Genomic DNA, 16,017 nt, shown 5'->3' with positions numbered 1-16,017 from the left:
CTGTGCCCAAACGGCAACACTGCGGTTTTAGAGCAACAGTTTGCCCTCAGGTCAATCAGTCGTCTGCCAAACCGAGAGAATTGATGCGCGCGCGGAGTGTGTTTCTGTTCACCCCAAGCAAAGCAGCCGTCCGCAACTTGTTGCCCGACGTGACAGAAAGGGCCAGCTTGATCAGTGGTCTTTCGACCTGCTCCATGACATCCTGATGTATCCGCCCGTCATCTGGGGAAGCCTTCAATAGATCAGCCATCACATAACGATGCAGGAGGGTTTCAACCTCCTTCTCGAACGTTGTGTTTGAAGAGATATCCTTTAGCGCCTCTGCACGCAGCTCCCGCTCGATATCGCGCTGGGAGATCACTGCATCCGGGCTTAGCGCCGCCAGACGCATGATCAGGTTTTCAAGTTCGCGCACATTGCCCGGCCAGTCATAAGCCAGCATCAGGTCCATTGCGGAGGGTTCAATCTGCTTGGTCGCCAGCCCCTTACGTTGCGCCCGCAAGAGGAATGCCTTCACGAGTTCCGGTATGTCCTCTTTGCGCTGACGAAGCGGTGGCATGTAGATGCGAACAACATTGATCCGGTAAAAGAGATCCTCGCGGAAATGCCCTTCATCGACAAGCTTGGCGAGCGGTTGCCGGGTGGATGCAATGATGCGCGCACCTCCGGCTTCTCTCATGAGTTTTACAAGTTGGGTCTGTGCCTCGGCCGGCAGGTCTCCAATCTCATCCAAGTAAAGAGTCGCCTCTTCCTGAAAGGCGATACCGGGGTCATCTTCAGTGCCAAACAGGTCACGGCTGATCTGCTCGGTCGGCATGGCGGCGAGGTCCAGAGCCTTGAAAACGCCCTCCTTGCCCGATCCAAGCTGATGGATCGCGCGGGCCGCAAGTTCCTTGCCTGTCCCTGACTCGCCTTCGATCAGAACCGTAAGGTCAGTATTCATGACCCGCGATATGATGCGGTAAACTTCCTGCATCGGATCCGAGCGGCCGATCAGGGGCAGATTTGTCTCAGACTCAGCACCTGAAACCTTGGTCGCGGCTTCCTTTTTCGACGGACTCTTCAGTGCGCGCCCTACAAGACTGGTCAACTGGTCGATGTCGAAAGGTTTCGGGAGATAATCGAAAACACCGTGCCGAGCTGCCGAAGCCGCCGTCAGGATCGTATTCTGACCACTCATGACGATCACGGGCAATTCCGGCCGAGCAAGCTTTATTGATGGAAGAAGCTCGAAAATGGCGGTGTCTCCCAGATACACGTCCGTAACAACGACATCTCCTTCGCCGTTACGTATCCAACGCTCCAGTGCATCCGCAGAGCTCGTAGCGCGGACCTGATAGCCCGCGGTCACAAGAGTTTGATTCACGACTAGGCGGATACTCGCATCGTCCTCTGCAAGAAGGATCGTCTTCTGACTCATGTATGGGTATCCCGTTTCATCGGCAGGAACACGGAAAACCGTGTTTGCCCCGGCCTGCTATCGACTTTTATGCGCCCATCATGAGCAGCGATCACTTCTGACACCACGCTCAGGCCAAGCCCCCTGCCACCCGCTTTCGTCGACGAAAACATGTCGAACATCTGCTCTCGTGATCTAGGGGAAATTCCGCTGCCATTGTCCTCGACAGTCACGCGGATGGCCCGTTGGAGTCGTTTGGCATTTCGCGCTCTGGAGAAGGCAAAGCCTGTTTCGAATGCGGTCTGAAGCGTAACCTGCCCCTGCCCTTCCGACTCACTTGCGGCTTCAGCAGCATTGCGGACGATATTCTGGAAAGCTTCGTGCAGATGATCCTCATCTCCGAGAATTTCAGGCAAGGAAGGATCATAGGCCCGCTTGATGAGAACACTCCCGCCATTCGCGGCCTCTTCGGCCATGATGACCTTGTCCAGCAGCGCATGAATGTTGAAGCGGTCGCGCCGTGGCGAAGAAAAGAGCTCAAAGGCTGACAGCCGGGAGATAAGCCTCTCTATGCGGCTCGCTTCACTTCTGATGACCCCCAGTAGTGGCGCCTGTTCTTCTGTTGCATTCCTCATTAGAAGCTGTGCCGCACCGGATATACCCGCTAGCGGATTCTTGACCTCATGCCCCAAGATCCGGCCAAACCCCGAAATACCGATGGCACCGTGCGACGGGTCACGTGAAATCGCTTCCGTAACCGCCACGATGACACCATGAGGTGGCACAGGTCGTAATTTGATGTCGAATGTCCTGCTTCCGGCCATTGCCGGCCCAGATATAGTGACGCCGTGGGCGCTCACATCTCCCTCTTCCTCAAAGACCCGGTCCAGCATCTCGAATAGCGGAGAGTCATGGTAGATGAATTCACTTAACGCCTTGCCACGCAGAACCATCTCGGAATGTCCGAGCAACATCTGCGCTTCCGTATTGGCCGCATCGATCCGTCGCCGCGGATCAATCTGAAACAAGGCGAGCGGAGCAAGATCCGATAGATTTAGCGCCAGGCTCAAGCCGCCACCTCTCTATTTTCGAGAAACACATCGGTCAGAAAATTTATAAGAGCTGGTGCGTTTTCCATCTGGCACGCATGTGAGCGGGCAGCACGCCGCGCCGTTTCACCCCAAGGGCGATCAAGCTTATCGATAGCCGCCGAAATATGTTTGCGCACAATGCGCAAGCCCAGCTCGCTGCCATAAAGAGACTGGCTGTCCTCAATCTGGCTAAGGAGACTGTCGAGCTGGGTCCGCTCATCCGGCTGCGTATATGCACGGCCCTCAAGCTCTGCGGCCACCTGCCCCAGCAACCAGGGCTGCCCCATAGCGTTTCGCCCGATCATGACGCCATAAGCCCCGGACTCCGTCAGGGCTGTACGCGCATCGTCTATACCGGAGATATCACCATTGGCGATGACTGGCACTGATACGGCGTTCACGCTATCTGCTATTCGCCGCCAGTCTGCCACGCCCTTGTAAAACTGGCAGCGTGTCCTTCCATGAACAGTAATCATGACGACACCAGCACGCTCGGCCTGACGAGCCAGCTCCGGCGCATTCAGCATCTCATGGTCCCAGCCGAGCCGCATTTTCAGCGAAACAGGGGTCCCCTGACCTCCCTCAAGAGCCGCATCAATAATTGAACGCGCCAGATCCGGCTCTTTCATGAGAGCCGAACCCGATGCACCTCCTGTCACCTGTCGTGACGGGCACCCCATATTGATGTCGATCTGGTCGACCCCCGCATCTACAAGCAACTGCGCCCCCAGCCTCATGTCTTCCGGGCGCCTGGCAGCCAGCTGTACAATCCAGCGGCCTTTGCCTTCATGTCGGCATGTACGCCGCACCATATCAGGCCGGGACCGCGCAAGCGCCTCGCCCGCAACCATTTCGGACACCACGGCGGGCGCTCCGAAGCGAACGGCCTGGCGGCGGAAAGCAGCATCTGTTGAACCGGACATCGGGGCCAGCCAAACGCGCTCTGCCTGAATGTTGTGCACTTCTGCCATGCTTATTTTTCAATCATATTTTGATCGTGCACAATAGGCGTGCTGCGTGAATTGTGCAGTCTTCCCTGAAAGCTGTGGCCATACTGCATCAGCGGGCTTATTGGCTTCATGTATGAAAGTGCATGCCGTTATCGTCGCAGCCGGCCAGGGAACCCGTACGGGACGCGCCCTGCCGAAACAGTTTGAAACACTCGCCGGAAAACCCATCTTTCTCTGGTCAGTTGACGCATTTCTTGAACATTCAACCGTGTCCACAGTGGCCGTTGTACTTCCTGCCGAGGAAGCCAGATCCGGGCTGAAGGCCTTGAATGATTACGACGCGAGCATCCTGAAGGTTCGCGGCGGCAACACTCGCTCCGAGTCGGTCCTGAACGGCATCACCGCCCTGGACGCCGCCAATGATGATATCGTCCTCATCCATGATGCTGCGAGACCGGGAATCGACTCAAGAATGATTGATTCCCTCCTCACGGCACTCACCAACGCGGATGCAGCCGCACCTGCACTACCTGTCTCGGACGCCCTCAAGCATAAGAACGACAAGACATTACGAGATATTCCCCGAGATGGCCTGTTTCGCGTCCAGACACCACAAGCCTTCCGGGTCGGCCTCATTGAAAAGGCCCTGAGCAACTTGTCGGGCGGCCATGTGGACGATCTTGCCGCAGTTGAATCTCACGGAGCCCACGTGGAGCTGGTCAGGGGCAATGGAAAGCTCCACAAAATCACTTACGAGGAAGATTTCGATATTCTGGAGAAACTTTTGACGCACTCAAGCCAGCCAGAGTTCAGGACAGGCACAGGCTTTGATGTTCACGGTTTTGCCGAAGGCGATTCCGTTACACTTTGCGGTGTCAGCGTGCCGCACACAAAAGCTCTTTCGGGCCATTCCGATGCCGACGTTGGATGGCACGCGCTGACAGACGCAATCTTCGGTGCTCTGGCACTCGGGGATCTTGGGGATCACTTTCCGCCGAGCGACGATAAATGGAAAGGCGCTTCATCTGACACGTTTCTGCGCCATGCAGCGCACCTTGCCGCTGAACAAGGCTGGGCGGTTACCAATGCAGACCTCACGCTCATCTGCGAGACGCCGAAAATCAAGCCGCATCGCCAACAGATGCAGGAACTCACGGCCAGTATTCTCGGCGTCGATACGGGGCGGATAAGTATCAAGGCCACGACTACCGAAGGGCTTGGCTTTACCGGCCGCCAGGAGGGTATCGCCGCACAGGCTATTGTCATGTTAAGCCGCTAGACAAATTGCAAGGACACGTCATGTACCCGGAAAAACTTCGCAACCTCTGTCTGCTCGTCATGGATGAAGCGCGCGAGCGGCGTGTAAAAATCGCAACAGCGGAGTCCTGTACCGGTGGCCTGCTCGCGGCCCTGTTTACAGAATTCTCTGGCTCCTCAGAGGTGCTCGAGCGAGGCTTTGTGACGTACTCAAACCGCTCCAAACAGGAAATGCTTGGTGTCGCCGGTGACATAATCGCGGATTATGGCGCTGTTTCAGAGGGCGTAGCCCGTCTTATGGCCGAGGGGGCGCTGGAAAATAGCCGCGCAAATCTCTCCCTCGCCATAACGGGCGTGGCAGGCCCGGGTGGCGGCACACCTATGAAGCCTGTTGGGACAGTTCACATTGCCTGCGCACGTGAAAACAAGGCTGTACTGCACGAAGCCTGCTATTTTGGTGACATTGGCCGCCATGAAGTTCGCATGGCGACGCTGGAAACCGCACTCGATATGATCCGGAAGCAAATTCCCTAAACTGCCTTGGCTCCGTAGCGCCGTTCGGCCTCGTCCTTAAAGGCCTTCATGATCCGGTTAACGGCAAGATCGGTGTTTGCCCGGGCAAGAAGCGCCAGCACAGGATTCCTGAACTCATAGTCAATATAGAAGTCAATCAGTGTCGAGCCTGCCCCATCTGCCCGCATCTTCCACTGGTTCTGCAGCTTCTTGAATGGCCCCCGGGCCAGAGACACCTCAATAGTCCTCGCTTCAGCATTAGCGGCCACATCTGTGGCGAACCGCTCCGAAAACCCTTTGAAGCCCACATCAGCCTCCCCCCGGCACTTCCGAACAGGACCCGCGGAGGGAGCCGTGGTGACTTTCATGGACCTGATCCATTTTATGAAATCAGGATAGCGCTCAATATCCGCAACCAGATCAAAAACGTTATCTGGATCGTGCGGTATTGTTACCGTTTTCGAAAGTCTCGGCAAAGCGCTTACCCGTTTGCGGCCAGGCGTGCAGCCTTCAGCTTCTCGAAATCCTCGCCCGCATGATAGCTCGACCGCGTAAGCGGTGACGCCGAAACCATGAGGAAGCCCTTCGACCGCGCAATCTCCTCCAGGGACTGGAACTCTTCAGGCGTGACGAACCGATCCACAGCGGCATGCTTGCGGGTCGGCTGGAGGTATTGGCCGATCGTCAGAAAATCGATGCCGGCAGATCTCATGTCATCCATGACCTGCATCACTTCCTCTTTCGTTTCTCCCAGCCCCACCATCAGGCCGGATTTCGTGAAAGAGTTAGGATCTCTCTGCTTTACACGTTCAAGAAGCCTGATGGAGTGATAATACCGCGCCCCAGGGCGGATGGACAGATACAGGCTCGGGACGGTCTCGATATTGTGGTTGAACACATCCGGCCGGGCGTCAATCACCCGGTTCTCCCAGCCATCCTTGCGCAGAAAGTCCGGGGTCAGAATCTCGATTGTTGTACCGGGAGACGCCTTGCGGATTGCCTCGATCACCTCAACGAAATGTATGGCGCCACCATCTTCCAGATCGTCCCGGTCAACCGAGGTGATAACAACGTGGTTTAGCCCCATTTCGGCAACGGCTTCGGCCACACGGCGTGGCTCATCATGGTCGACAGGCGCAGGCCGGCCGGTTGATACGTTGCAGAAGGAACAGGCGCGAGTGCAGACTTCGCCCAGAATCATCATTGTGGCGTGCTTCTTCGTCCAGCATTCGCCAATGTTTGGGCAACCCGCCTCCTGACAGACAGTTACAAGCCCCTTGGAGCGGACGATTTCCTGCGTCTCGGCAAAGCCTTTACTTGTTGGGGCCTTTACCCGAATCCAGTCTGGTTTACGCAAAACAGGCGTATCCGGGCGGTTACGCTTCTCCGGATGCCTGATCTTCTGTTTGCCGTCTATTAGTGTGACCATGCCCCCTAAATGGACTCATGCGCGCCCGGCATCAAGTTGCAACTCCTCATGGCTGCATTTCTCTAAGTGTTAGAGATCGTTTGAAATGCTCACGGTTTGTGACAGTCTCTTTCAAGCCGATAGGAATAACAGGAAAGAAAACTGAGCTTCCATGTCCTCAACCCCTGCACCGCTTGAGTTCCAGATCAAGAGAACACGAATCGACATTTTTTCAGCGGCATTACGTGCCAGGAATGAATTTGGCGGGTCCACAATCGCAATTGTGGATGGTGACGAACGGGAGCTGAGCTATAACGATCTTATTCGCGCTTCCTTTGCTTTGGGATCCGCTATCAAGCGTCGGACCCAAAAAGGAGAAGCAATTGGCATAATGCTTCCCACAGGCGCTGGTGCCGTGATCGCTTTCCTCAGCGTCCTCGCGGCCGGCCGCATTCCTGCGATGCTGAACTTTACGGCCGGGACAGCGAACCTGCGTTCCGCCATGAAGGCAGCGAAGGTCGACAAGATTCTCACCGCTCATAAATTCGTGGAAATCGGGAACCTTGAACCTCTCATCGACTCTCTCAACGAAGATGCCGACTTCATCTATCTTGAGGATGTCCGGGAGAACCTGGGCCTCAAAGACAAGATTGCCGGTGCTCTCGGCCCAATTATGCCACGCCTGTTTCACGCCGAGCCGGATCATCGCAAACCGGGTGTGATCCTGTTCACATCAGGTACGGAAGGTGAGCCGAAGGGAGTTGTTCTCAGCCATCAGAACATTGTAACGAATGTTGAGCAGGTCCGGGCTCACATCGGACTGGATCCGGACCAGGATAGCGTTTTCAATCCGCTCCCCACATTTCACTGCTTCGGGCTAACGGTTGGAGCGCTTTTGCCATTGATGGCAGGCGTAAAAGCTGTCTTCCACCCTACGCCATTGCAGCCGCGGGAAATTGCAAAGCGTATACGCGACAGTGGCTCAACCATCCTTCTCGCGACAGATACTTTCATTTCGCAGTATGCCCGCGCAGGGGAAGAAGGCGATATGAGCAGCATCAGGCTCGCCGTCTGCGGAGCTGAACGCGTACGTGACGAAACACGCCAGCTTGTCCGGCGCAAGTTCGACATCGAAATCCTTGAAGGCTATGGCGCCACTGAGGCGTCCCCTGTAGTGGCTGCCAATAGTCCTGAAATGAATAAGCCCGGCACGGTTGGACGGCTCATGGCTGATATGGAGTACGAACTCCTGCCGGTCGAAGGTATTGATGAAGGTGGCAAACTTCGAATCCGTGGCCCGAATGTGATGCTGGGCTACATGCGTGCTGATAATCCAGGCGTGATCGAGCCGACGGAAAATGGCTGGCATGATACGGGGGATATTGTCGCCATAGATGAGGATGAATGCATCTGGATCCGCGGCCGTGTGAAACGCTTTGCCAAGATTGGCGGGGAGATGGTCTCGCTCTCAGTCGTGGAAAACTGTGCAAGCGCCATATGGCCGGATGACATGCACGCCGCCGCAGCAATTCCCGATCCGCGCAAGGGCGAGCAGATTATCCTGCTGACAACAGCCCGGAAAGCAGACCGGAGCGCCATCATCGCATGGTCTCAATCACATGGTGTTTCGGAACTTTCTGTGCCGCGAAAAGTCTATCATGTCGAAGACATACCTGTTCTGGGAACAGGTAAGATTGACTATGGAGCGGTGAACAGGATGGTTCAGGAGTATTCGGAAGCCTGAAGGCTAACGCAGTATCTGCCATCGCTTTTCCACAATTACAGTGTTGAAGCAGCGCCGCGCAACTGACGCTAAAGGACATACTGATATGATGAAAACTTGTGTAGCCAGTGCAATTTTTGCCATCGCGGGCTCATTGTCCGCATCCGCAGATACTGTCGACTATGATGAACCGCTTTCACTGGGCTGGCTTGAGCATGTGCGCATTGTTGGCGCCGACATCAAACTTGACGCCAAACTCGATACGGGCGCAAAGACCGCTTCGATTGATGCTGAGATAATCTCCTCACCCGAACAGGATGATTTCGAAGATGAAGACAAGGACAGAACAATTGTCTTCAAAGTGGCTAACGAAGATGGTGATGAACGCACAATTGAGGCTGAAATCGTGCGCTGGGTTGGCATCAAGACGAAGGATGATGACGTAACCTACAGGCCCGTTATCGAAATGGAGTTCTGCCTTGGTGGACGGATTATCAAGGATGAGGTGAACTTGTCAGACCGTTCGCACTTCAATTATCCAACACTTATCGGCAGAAACATGCTTGAGCGCGGTAGAATCATTGTGGACGCTGGCGATATCTATACAAACAAGCCACGTTGTAGCGACGACTGATTGCTACCTGTTGGGGTCCGGGCGAGCGGAGAGGGTCTTTGAAACGCACGCAGTTGCTAATTATCGTTTGCGTTCTGGTCGCCTCTGCGCTCGGCGTATTCTTCTACAAGGTCACACAACTCGGCTTTCCGGTTATTCCGGACCTCGACTCCGATACCTGGACAATTGAATCAAAAGTCTCGTTTACGGGACGGGGTGAGCCGGTAACGCTCCGGCTCGCCCTGCCCGAAGCGCAAGGCCAGTATTCCATTATCGATGAGTCCTTCATTGCATCGGGGTTTGGCATTGAAACCGAAACGGATGAAACTGGTCGGCGCGCAATTTTCGAACGGCGCGGACAGGACGGCAGCGCCGTGCTTTTCTACAGGGCCAAGCTGATATCGGTTGACCAGCGAACCGAGAATGGTGAGCGCCGGGCCGAACCGGAAGCCATATCTGACTACAGACGTTCAGAACGACGCCGCGCGATCCAGGAAAACGCCACGCCGCTTCTCGTCGCTCTTGATTCCGTGTTGACAGAAGCCCTTGAGAAATCAGCCGGCGAACGCAGCTTTATCACCCAGCTTGCCCGGCTGAGTATCGATACCAATGATGATCGTATTACTACCATCATTGAGGGCGGACCTCCGGATATCGACAACGCTGCAGAGCGTCTTGTCTTCCTGCTGAACGCAGCGGGCACACCAGCCCGGCTCGTCGAAGGTATCATGCTGGATGCAGATACACGTCAGGCCCCGCTCGACAGTTGGGTCGAGTACTGGCTGGATGGCCAGTGGGTAAGCGCAGACCCTGTAAGTGCCGACCCGCTGGATAATGCCCGCGCTCTTCCGATTGTCTATGATGGAGCGCCCGTGGTTGATGGAGATGGGTTCCGCAGGCTTGGAGTGTCGTGGTCTGTAGCGCGCAATTTCGAAAGTCAGCTTCTAAGGGCCATGGAGCGTGGGGCAGAATATGCGCCCTGGGTCAATGCCACTTCATTGCTGAGCCTGCCGATCGACCTTCAGCTCGTCTTTCGTGTCCTGCTTCTGATTCCCTTGGGCGCCCTGATCATCGTGGTGCTGAAACAGGTTATCGGCATGCCGGCTTTCGGCACGTTCATGCCCATCCTGATTGCGTTGGCTTTCCGTGAGACATCGCTGCTTACGGGCATGCTTCTGTTTGTCGGTATTGTCTCTGTCGGGCTGTTATTGAGAGCCTATTTCAACCAGCTTCAATTGCTGTTGGTACCGAGGCTGGCTGCGGTCCTGATTATCGTAACCTTCCTGATGATGTTCATCGCATTGGCTGGAGAGGCAAGCGGTATCCAGACAGGTCTGTCGATCTCTCTCTTCCCGCTCGTCATTATCACCATGACGATCGAACGCATGTCTCTTACGTGGGAGGAAGATGGCGCGTCTGAGGCTCTGAAGAAGGCTGCCGGCTCACTTGCCGGCGCTGTACCTGGCTACTGGATCCTGACCAACGAGTATATTGAGCACATCGCAATCGTCTTCCCCGAACTGCTCTTGATCGTTCTCGCCATCGTGCTGATGCTTGGGCGATACACGGGCTACAAGGTCACCGAGTTCTTCCGCTTCAAGGTCCTCGCCCGGCACGGAGAGACATAAAAGCCATGAAGCTCTTCCCTTCAACAGGCCTCTCAAAGGCTGGGGTGCTGGGCATCAATAGCCGGAATCTGGATTTTATTGCCGCCTATAACCCACGTCGCTTCTACCCGCTGGTCGATGACAAGGTCATCACCAAAAAGCTTGCGATCGAAGCTGGTGTGACAGTTCCAGAACTCTTCGGCGTCATAAGGTATGGTGGCGAGGTTCACCTGATCGAGGAGATTGCCAAACGGCACAAATCCTTTGTCGTGAAGCCTTCGAGGGGTTCAGGTGGCGGCGGCATCATGGTGTTCAACGGTGTGGCGAAAGCCGGCTTGCGCCGCATGAATGGCCGGATCATGCCCTGGGGCGACGTGAAATATCATCTCAACAACATGCTGTCGGGCATGTTCTCCATGGGTGACGGCTCCGATCAGGTCATGCTTGAGGAGAGGCTTGTTCCACATTCGGCATTCTCCAAGCTCGCTTTTGGCGGTGTGCCGGATGTCCGCGTCATTGTTTTCCGGGGCATTCCTGTCATGGGCATGCTCCGCCTGCCAACGGCTGAGTCGGACGGCAAGGCCAATCTTCATCAGGGTGGGATCGGCGCCGGCATCGACATGGTGACCGGCATTACAACGCGCGGGGTTCAGCATAACGACTCGGTTGACCTGCACCCGGATTTCGAAACCCCTGTACGCGATTTTCAGGTTCCTGGCTGGCCGGACATACTGGAGTTGGTTTCACGTCTCGGCCACCATGTCGGCCTTGGCTATGTCGGCGTCGATATCGTGATCTGTGAGCACAAGGGTCCAACGCTGCTCGAACTGAATGCCCGGCCAGGAATTGCGATCCAGACAGCAAACCTCAGGGGACTGCGTCCCCTTCTGGAAGCCATTCACGCCCTGCCCGACATCCCCGAAGACGTCCATAAGCGCATCGAAATTGGCAAGGCAAACTGGACGCGCCAGTCGCTCGAGCGCTTTCACACGCTCGAGGGAGACCACGTTTAAACTGTCCGCTTCGCCTTATCCTGAGAATTGGTGGATTCAATCGCTTCGCGAGCAGCCTTCCATTCTGCGTCTCCCCAGGAGGACAGCATGGAGAAGTTGCCGCCGGATGCATTGTACATCGCTCCATCGATTGCAATGGTTTGACCGTTCACATAGTCCGCCCCCGGCGCGGTCAGCAGGACAGCCAGGTTCACCAGCTCATGCATTTCGCCGACCCGGCCCATAGGATTGGCCTGACCGGAATCCATCCGCTTTGCGCCTTCTGCATCTGGTGAAAGACGCTTGGACATACCCTCCGTTGGGAATGGCCCGGGCGCTATGGCATTGAACCTGAGGCCATAACGCGCCCACTCTACTGCCAGCGATTGCGTCATCGTGTTCACAGCCGCTTTTGACATGGCAGACGGCACAACGAATGGCCCGCCGTTCCAGACCCATGTCGTCAGGATGGAACAGACACTGCCCTTGTCACCTTTCTCGATCCACCGCTTGCCGATGTCATGGGTCATATAGAAGGTCCCACGGAAAACGATATTGGAGATCGCATCGAAGCCACGAATAGAAAGATCTTCAGTCCGTGATATGAAATTACCAGCCGCATTGTTTATAAGGCCGGTGAGCGGACCGTGTTTGGCCCAGATTTCGTCATTCATATCCGTAATCGCGTCTGCGACCCGGATATCGCATGCGTGCGGGACTACCTTGCCGCCGTGACGGTCCATCAGCTCCTTGGCGGTTTCTTCACAGACGCCCCCACGACGTCCACAGATGTGAACTTCCGCACCGAGTTTCAGGAACCCCTCTGCCATCTCCTTGCCAAGGCCCGTTCCGCCGCCCGTCACAAGGATACGTTCGCCTTCCATAAGGCCGTCCTTGAACATAAGCTTGCTGGTATCCATTCGGTGTCCTCCCTGCTTGTTTCAAAACAGGTCTAGCGCCGTCTTGGCTACACTGCACCTACTTCCGGAAGGGAAAGCTGATCAGTCTCCACAATATCCAGAGGGGCAATACGATACTCGCACCGGCCAGAAGTGGCTGCCAGAAGTTCAGAACGGCCCACAACGCAGCCTGTACGAAATTACCGAGAATTTCGCTGAGCGCAGCCAGAACATCGACGTCCTGGTTTGCCGGGTCGAACTCGAGCGCCAGCAGGAAAAAGCCGACGAGAAGGCAAGTGACAACCAGCTTCACGACGCCCCAGGCATCGATCCCGAACAATCTCTGCATCACGGGACGCTTCTGATTTTTCAGGGAATTACCGGTTTTAGCCGGTGTATTGTCGACCGTAACGACCGGCTCTTCCGGCGGGACAGTATCGTTCATGAACTAACACCTCCGGAAGAGCCCCGTTATGTTTAGCCAGCTTCTTTCTGAACAAGCGTGCGATGCGGGAATGGAATCGAAATTCCCTGCTTGTCGAACTCTTCCTTGACGGCTTTTGTCAGGTGGAATTTGAGATTATATAGATCTGCTGCATTACACCACAGCCGTGCCTGAATATCGACCGAGCTGTCGCCCAGATTGACCACCTTCACAAACGGCTCCGGATCCTTGAGCACACGCTCATCGCCTTCCGCCATGGTGCGAATAATCGATATTGCCTTGTCCATGTCGTCATCATAATCGATGCCGAAAGTAATATCGCACCGGCGTGTTTCATAACCGGAGTAATTCTTGATCACGCCATCAATAGCTTCGGTGTTGGGAATGATGATCTTCACATTATCGACTGTGGAGAGGATGGTCTGAAACAGGTTTATATCCGCAACTGTACCAAGCTGCCCGGATATCTCCACAAAGTCTCCCATCTTGTAGGGCCGGAACAGCATGATCATCACGCCTGAGGCAATGTTGCCAAGCGCCCCTTGAAGCGAGAGGCCAATGGCCAGGGTGAGAGCACCAAGAACTGCAACAAAGCTCGTCGCTTGCACACCGAACACCTGAAGGGTCGCAATGAGGACAGCCGCGGTGACAAACCAGCGTACGAGGGACGCAAAGAAACCTGCCAGTGTCTTGTCGACACCCGGACGGTCCAGTGTGCGCTTCTTGACCATGTCAGAGAGCCAGCCGGCAATCCTCAGACCAATGATCAGGACGAGGAGCGCGCCAACAACTTTCAGCGTGCCACTCAGGATTGATGGCCAGTACTCGGCCAAGATTTCCTGAAAGTTTATATTTTGCAGACTTTCCATAGTGTTACAGATCCTTCTTGTTGCACCATATGATGCTTCAATTCAGGTTTACATGCGCCAACCACCAATACCGCTGCGTTGATATCGCCGGTCCGGCAGGAGGAGCGCATTCTCGATGAGCCGGACACTAGTTCCATTCACTGCGAAGACCATGGCCCCATCAGAAAAAATTCCAGTGATTGCAGGATCAAGAACATTCAGCCCGCCCGTGAAGGCTCCCATGGATGGCAGGATCAACGCCCGCCCATCCGTCACAAAGCATTTGCGACGCAACGAACGACCACGCCCGCCAAGCCGCGCAACTGGGTGAAGGTGTCCGGCAATCTCGCCCGTCGCGCCCGTAGGCTCGTGCCGGAATATGCAAGGCCCAAGTTTAAGCACGCCTGCCGCCATGCCGCCCAGGTGAGCCGGTGGGTCGGGATCGTGATTGCCTTCCACCCAGTACCATTGCGTGCTCGACGTAAGCCGGCGAATGCGATCTCGCGACTCCATCGACAGACGGGCCTCGGCGAGGGGGTCGTGAAAGCTATCCCCAAGAGAAATCACAGTTTCCGGGCAAAACCGTCCGACCAGCTTCTCTACAGCATCTAGCGTCGCGCCCGTGTCATGAGGCGGAAGCATCTGCCCCCGGCCCGCATAACTCGATCCCTTTTCCAGGTGCAGGTCCGATACAACAAGAGTCTTACGGCGCTCCCACCAGAGCGCGCCCTGCCCGGTCGGTAAGAACAGCTCCCCACAGACACTCAGAAAAGTGTCTTCGGAGCGAACGGGCACAAGCTCAGCCATGCGCGAAAACTGGCGGGTGCAGCCTCAGACGTCAAGCAAAGCGAACCGTTATATATGCAGGACACGCCCATAAGCAGAGAGCACGGACTCATGCATCATTTCTGAAAGCGTCGGGTGCGGGAAGATGGTATTCATCAGCTCCGCTTCGGTCAGCTCTCCTTCGCGGGCGATGACATACCCCTGAATGAGCTCGGTCACTTCAGCGCCAACCATATGGGCACCAAGCAGCTCTCCGGTTTCCGCATCAAAGACTGTCTTCACAAGCCCATCACTCGCACCTAGAGCGATGGCCTTACCGTTGCCGATGAACGGAAACTTGCCGACTTTTACCTTGTGCCCGGCTTCCTTTGCTTGCGCTTCTGTCAAGCCGACGCTGGCGATCTGTGGATGAGAATAGGTACAGCCCGGTACATTCGAAGCATCAAAGGGATGAGAGGTGTTCTCTCCCGCTATGCCTTCCACACATATCACGCCCTCATGGCTGGCCTTGTGGGCAAGCCAGGGCGGGCCAGTCAGGTCACCAATAGCGTAAAGCCCCTGTACGCCTGTACGGCCAAATCCATCGACTTTGACATGGGTCTTCTCAACCTTCACGCCGAGATCTTCCAGACCGAGATTCTCGACATTACCGACAATCCCGATGGCGAGGATCACACGGTCCGCCTTGATCGTCTCGGACTTCCCACCAACGGAAACTTCCGCGGTTACATCGTTCTTGCCCTTCTTCAGGGACTTGACCTGCGCACCTGTATGGAACTTGAGCCCCTGCTTCTCAAACTGCTTGCGGGCCAGTCCAGAAATTTCCTCATCCTCAACGGGCAGGATCCGATCCATAGCCTCCACGACCGTTACATCACTTCCAAGCTCGTTATAAAAACTTGCGAACTCAATGCCGATCGCGCCTGAGCCGATGACAAGCAATTTCTTCGGAGTGGATTTCGGCACCATTGCTTCGCGATAGGTCCAGATAAGCTCACCGTCCGGCTCCAGACCGGCTTGCGGTATAGACCGCGCGCGAGCGCCAGTTGCCAACAGCACATGCTTGGCCTGGTAGTCCTTGGCCTTGCCATCCTTGTCTTTCACAGACACGCCCGGCGCCTCCTTGCCCTTTTTCAGGGTTGCTTCGCCCATAATGACGTCGATCTTGTTCTTTTTCATCAGGTGACTGACGCCGGAGGAAAGCTGTTTTGCGATATCGCGAGAGCGTTTCACAACGCCTTCAAGATCGAAATCGGCCTTGTCGATCTTCAAGCCGAACTGTTTGGCATTATTGGCGTAATGCAACACCTCGGCCGACCGCAGCAGCGCTTTGGTCGGGATGCAGCCCCAGTTGAGGCAGATACCGCCCAGATTCTCGCGTTCGACGATGGCGGTTTTCATTCCAAGCTGTGAGGCACGGATGGCGGCCACGTAGCCGCCCGGGCCTGAGCCAACAACGATCAGGTCATAATCAGCCATTTTGGCC

General features: G+C 55.6%; 16 protein-coding genes. 6 read left to right on the top strand and 10 right to left on the bottom strand.

All coding sequences use genetic code 11. From position 1 onward, the window contains the following. Positions 1-55: 55 nt before the first annotated feature. Genes Q1K31_RS08870 through Q1K31_RS08860 form a run of 3 tightly spaced genes read right to left on the bottom strand, consistent with a single transcriptional unit; the run spans position 56 to position 3,413 of the window. Positions 56-1,420 (bottom strand): sigma 54-interacting transcriptional regulator, encoded by a 1,365-nt coding sequence (locus tag Q1K31_RS08870; protein WP_300378885.1) that lies wholly within the window; start codon positions 1,418-1,420, stop codon positions 56-58. Beyond that, positions 1,417-2,469 (bottom strand): ATP-binding protein, encoded by a 1,053-nt coding sequence (locus Q1K31_RS08865; RefSeq protein WP_300378883.1) that lies wholly within the window; start codon positions 2,467-2,469, stop codon positions 1,417-1,419. The genes Q1K31_RS08870 and Q1K31_RS08865 overlap by 4 nt, the downstream gene beginning before the upstream one ends. Then, the gene (locus Q1K31_RS08860) at positions 2,466-3,413 is read right to left on the bottom strand and encodes a tRNA-dihydrouridine synthase (RefSeq protein ID WP_300378881.1); all 948 of its coding nucleotides are present in this window, start codon (positions 3,411-3,413) and stop codon (positions 2,466-2,468) included. Before Q1K31_RS08860 ends, Q1K31_RS08865 begins: the two co-directional genes overlap by 4 nt. A 160-nt stretch (positions 3,414-3,573) precedes the next feature. On the opposite strand from Q1K31_RS08860, the gene Q1K31_RS08855 reads away from it, so the two are divergent. Both Q1K31_RS08855 and Q1K31_RS08850 read left to right on the top strand, forming a co-directional pair. After that, positions 3,574-4,719 carry a bifunctional 2-C-methyl-D-erythritol 4-phosphate cytidylyltransferase/2-C-methyl-D-erythritol 2,4-cyclodiphosphate synthase gene (locus tag Q1K31_RS08855; protein WP_300378880.1) on the top strand — a complete coding sequence of 382 codons (1,146 nt, stop codon included), beginning with the start codon at positions 3,574-3,576 and terminating at the stop codon, positions 4,717-4,719. Between the two features lie 20 nt (positions 4,720-4,739). Then, entirely contained in the window at positions 4,740-5,231 is a 492-nt protein-coding gene (locus Q1K31_RS08850; protein ID WP_300378878.1) for a CinA family protein, read from the top strand. Here Q1K31_RS08850 and Q1K31_RS08845 read toward each other — a convergent pair. Both Q1K31_RS08845 and lipA read right to left on the bottom strand, forming a co-directional pair. Continuing rightward, complete coding sequence (locus tag Q1K31_RS08845) at positions 5,228-5,686, bottom strand: type II toxin-antitoxin system RatA family toxin (RefSeq protein WP_300378876.1); 459 nt, start codon at positions 5,684-5,686, stop codon at positions 5,228-5,230. The two genes, Q1K31_RS08850 and Q1K31_RS08845, sit on opposite strands and share 4 nt — an antisense overlap. Before the next feature lie 5 nt (positions 5,687-5,691). Beyond that, positions 5,692-6,639, bottom strand: a complete 948-nt coding sequence (gene lipA, locus Q1K31_RS08840) for a lipoyl synthase (protein ID WP_300378874.1) — start codon at positions 6,637-6,639, stop codon at positions 5,692-5,694. Between the two features lie 151 nt (positions 6,640-6,790). Between lipA and Q1K31_RS08835 the strand changes: the two genes are divergently transcribed. From Q1K31_RS08835 to Q1K31_RS08820, 4 genes are all read left to right on the top strand, one after another. Further along, on the top strand, positions 6,791-8,362 hold the full coding sequence (locus Q1K31_RS08835; RefSeq protein ID WP_300378872.1) for an AMP-binding protein: 1,572 nt from the start codon (positions 6,791-6,793) through the stop codon (positions 8,360-8,362). A gap of 85 nt (positions 8,363-8,447) precedes the next feature. Beyond that, entirely contained in the window at positions 8,448-8,975 is a 528-nt protein-coding gene (locus tag Q1K31_RS08830) for a RimK/LysX family protein (RefSeq protein ID WP_300378870.1), read from the top strand. A gap of 38 nt (positions 8,976-9,013) precedes the next feature. Continuing rightward, positions 9,014-10,582, top strand: a complete 1,569-nt coding sequence (locus tag Q1K31_RS08825; RefSeq protein WP_300378868.1) for a UUP1 family membrane protein — start codon at positions 9,014-9,016, stop codon at positions 10,580-10,582. Positions 10,583-10,587: 5 nt separating this feature from the next. Then, positions 10,588-11,574 (top strand): alpha-L-glutamate ligase-like protein, encoded by a 987-nt coding sequence (locus tag Q1K31_RS08820; RefSeq protein WP_300378866.1) that lies wholly within the window; start codon positions 10,588-10,590, stop codon positions 11,572-11,574. Here Q1K31_RS08820 and Q1K31_RS08815 read toward each other — a convergent pair. The 5 genes from Q1K31_RS08815 to lpdA are packed head-to-tail and all read right to left on the bottom strand — an operon-like array spanning position 11,571 to position 16,010. Continuing rightward, entirely contained in the window at positions 11,571-12,473 is a 903-nt protein-coding gene (locus tag Q1K31_RS08815; RefSeq protein WP_300378864.1) for an SDR family oxidoreductase, read from the bottom strand. The two genes, Q1K31_RS08820 and Q1K31_RS08815, sit on opposite strands and share 4 nt — an antisense overlap. A 58-nt stretch (positions 12,474-12,531) precedes the next feature. Next, positions 12,532-12,897: a hypothetical protein gene (locus tag Q1K31_RS08810; protein ID WP_300378862.1), complete on the bottom strand. Its 366-nt coding sequence runs from the start codon at positions 12,895-12,897 to the stop codon at positions 12,532-12,534. 32 nt (positions 12,898-12,929) lie between these two features. Beyond that, the gene (locus tag Q1K31_RS08805) at positions 12,930-13,766 is read right to left on the bottom strand and encodes a mechanosensitive ion channel family protein (RefSeq protein WP_367187548.1); all 837 of its coding nucleotides are present in this window, start codon (positions 13,764-13,766) and stop codon (positions 12,930-12,932) included. A gap of 48 nt (positions 13,767-13,814) precedes the next feature. After that, positions 13,815-14,552, bottom strand: coding sequence for a ligase-associated DNA damage response endonuclease PdeM (gene pdeM / locus Q1K31_RS08800; RefSeq protein WP_300378858.1), 738 nt, complete (start codon positions 14,550-14,552; stop codon positions 13,815-13,817). Positions 14,553-14,600: 48 nt separating this feature from the next. Then, on the bottom strand, positions 14,601-16,010 hold the full coding sequence (gene lpdA / locus Q1K31_RS08795) for a dihydrolipoyl dehydrogenase (protein WP_300378857.1): 1,410 nt from the start codon (positions 16,008-16,010) through the stop codon (positions 14,601-14,603). Between the last annotated feature and the right edge of the window lie 7 nt (positions 16,011-16,017).

Source organism: Henriciella sp., assembly GCF_029936995.1.
Classification (GTDB): Bacteria; Pseudomonadota; Alphaproteobacteria; order Caulobacterales; family Hyphomonadaceae; genus Henriciella.
Note: the sequence above shows the minus strand (reverse complement) of the source record. Positions and strands in the feature narration are given on the sequence as shown.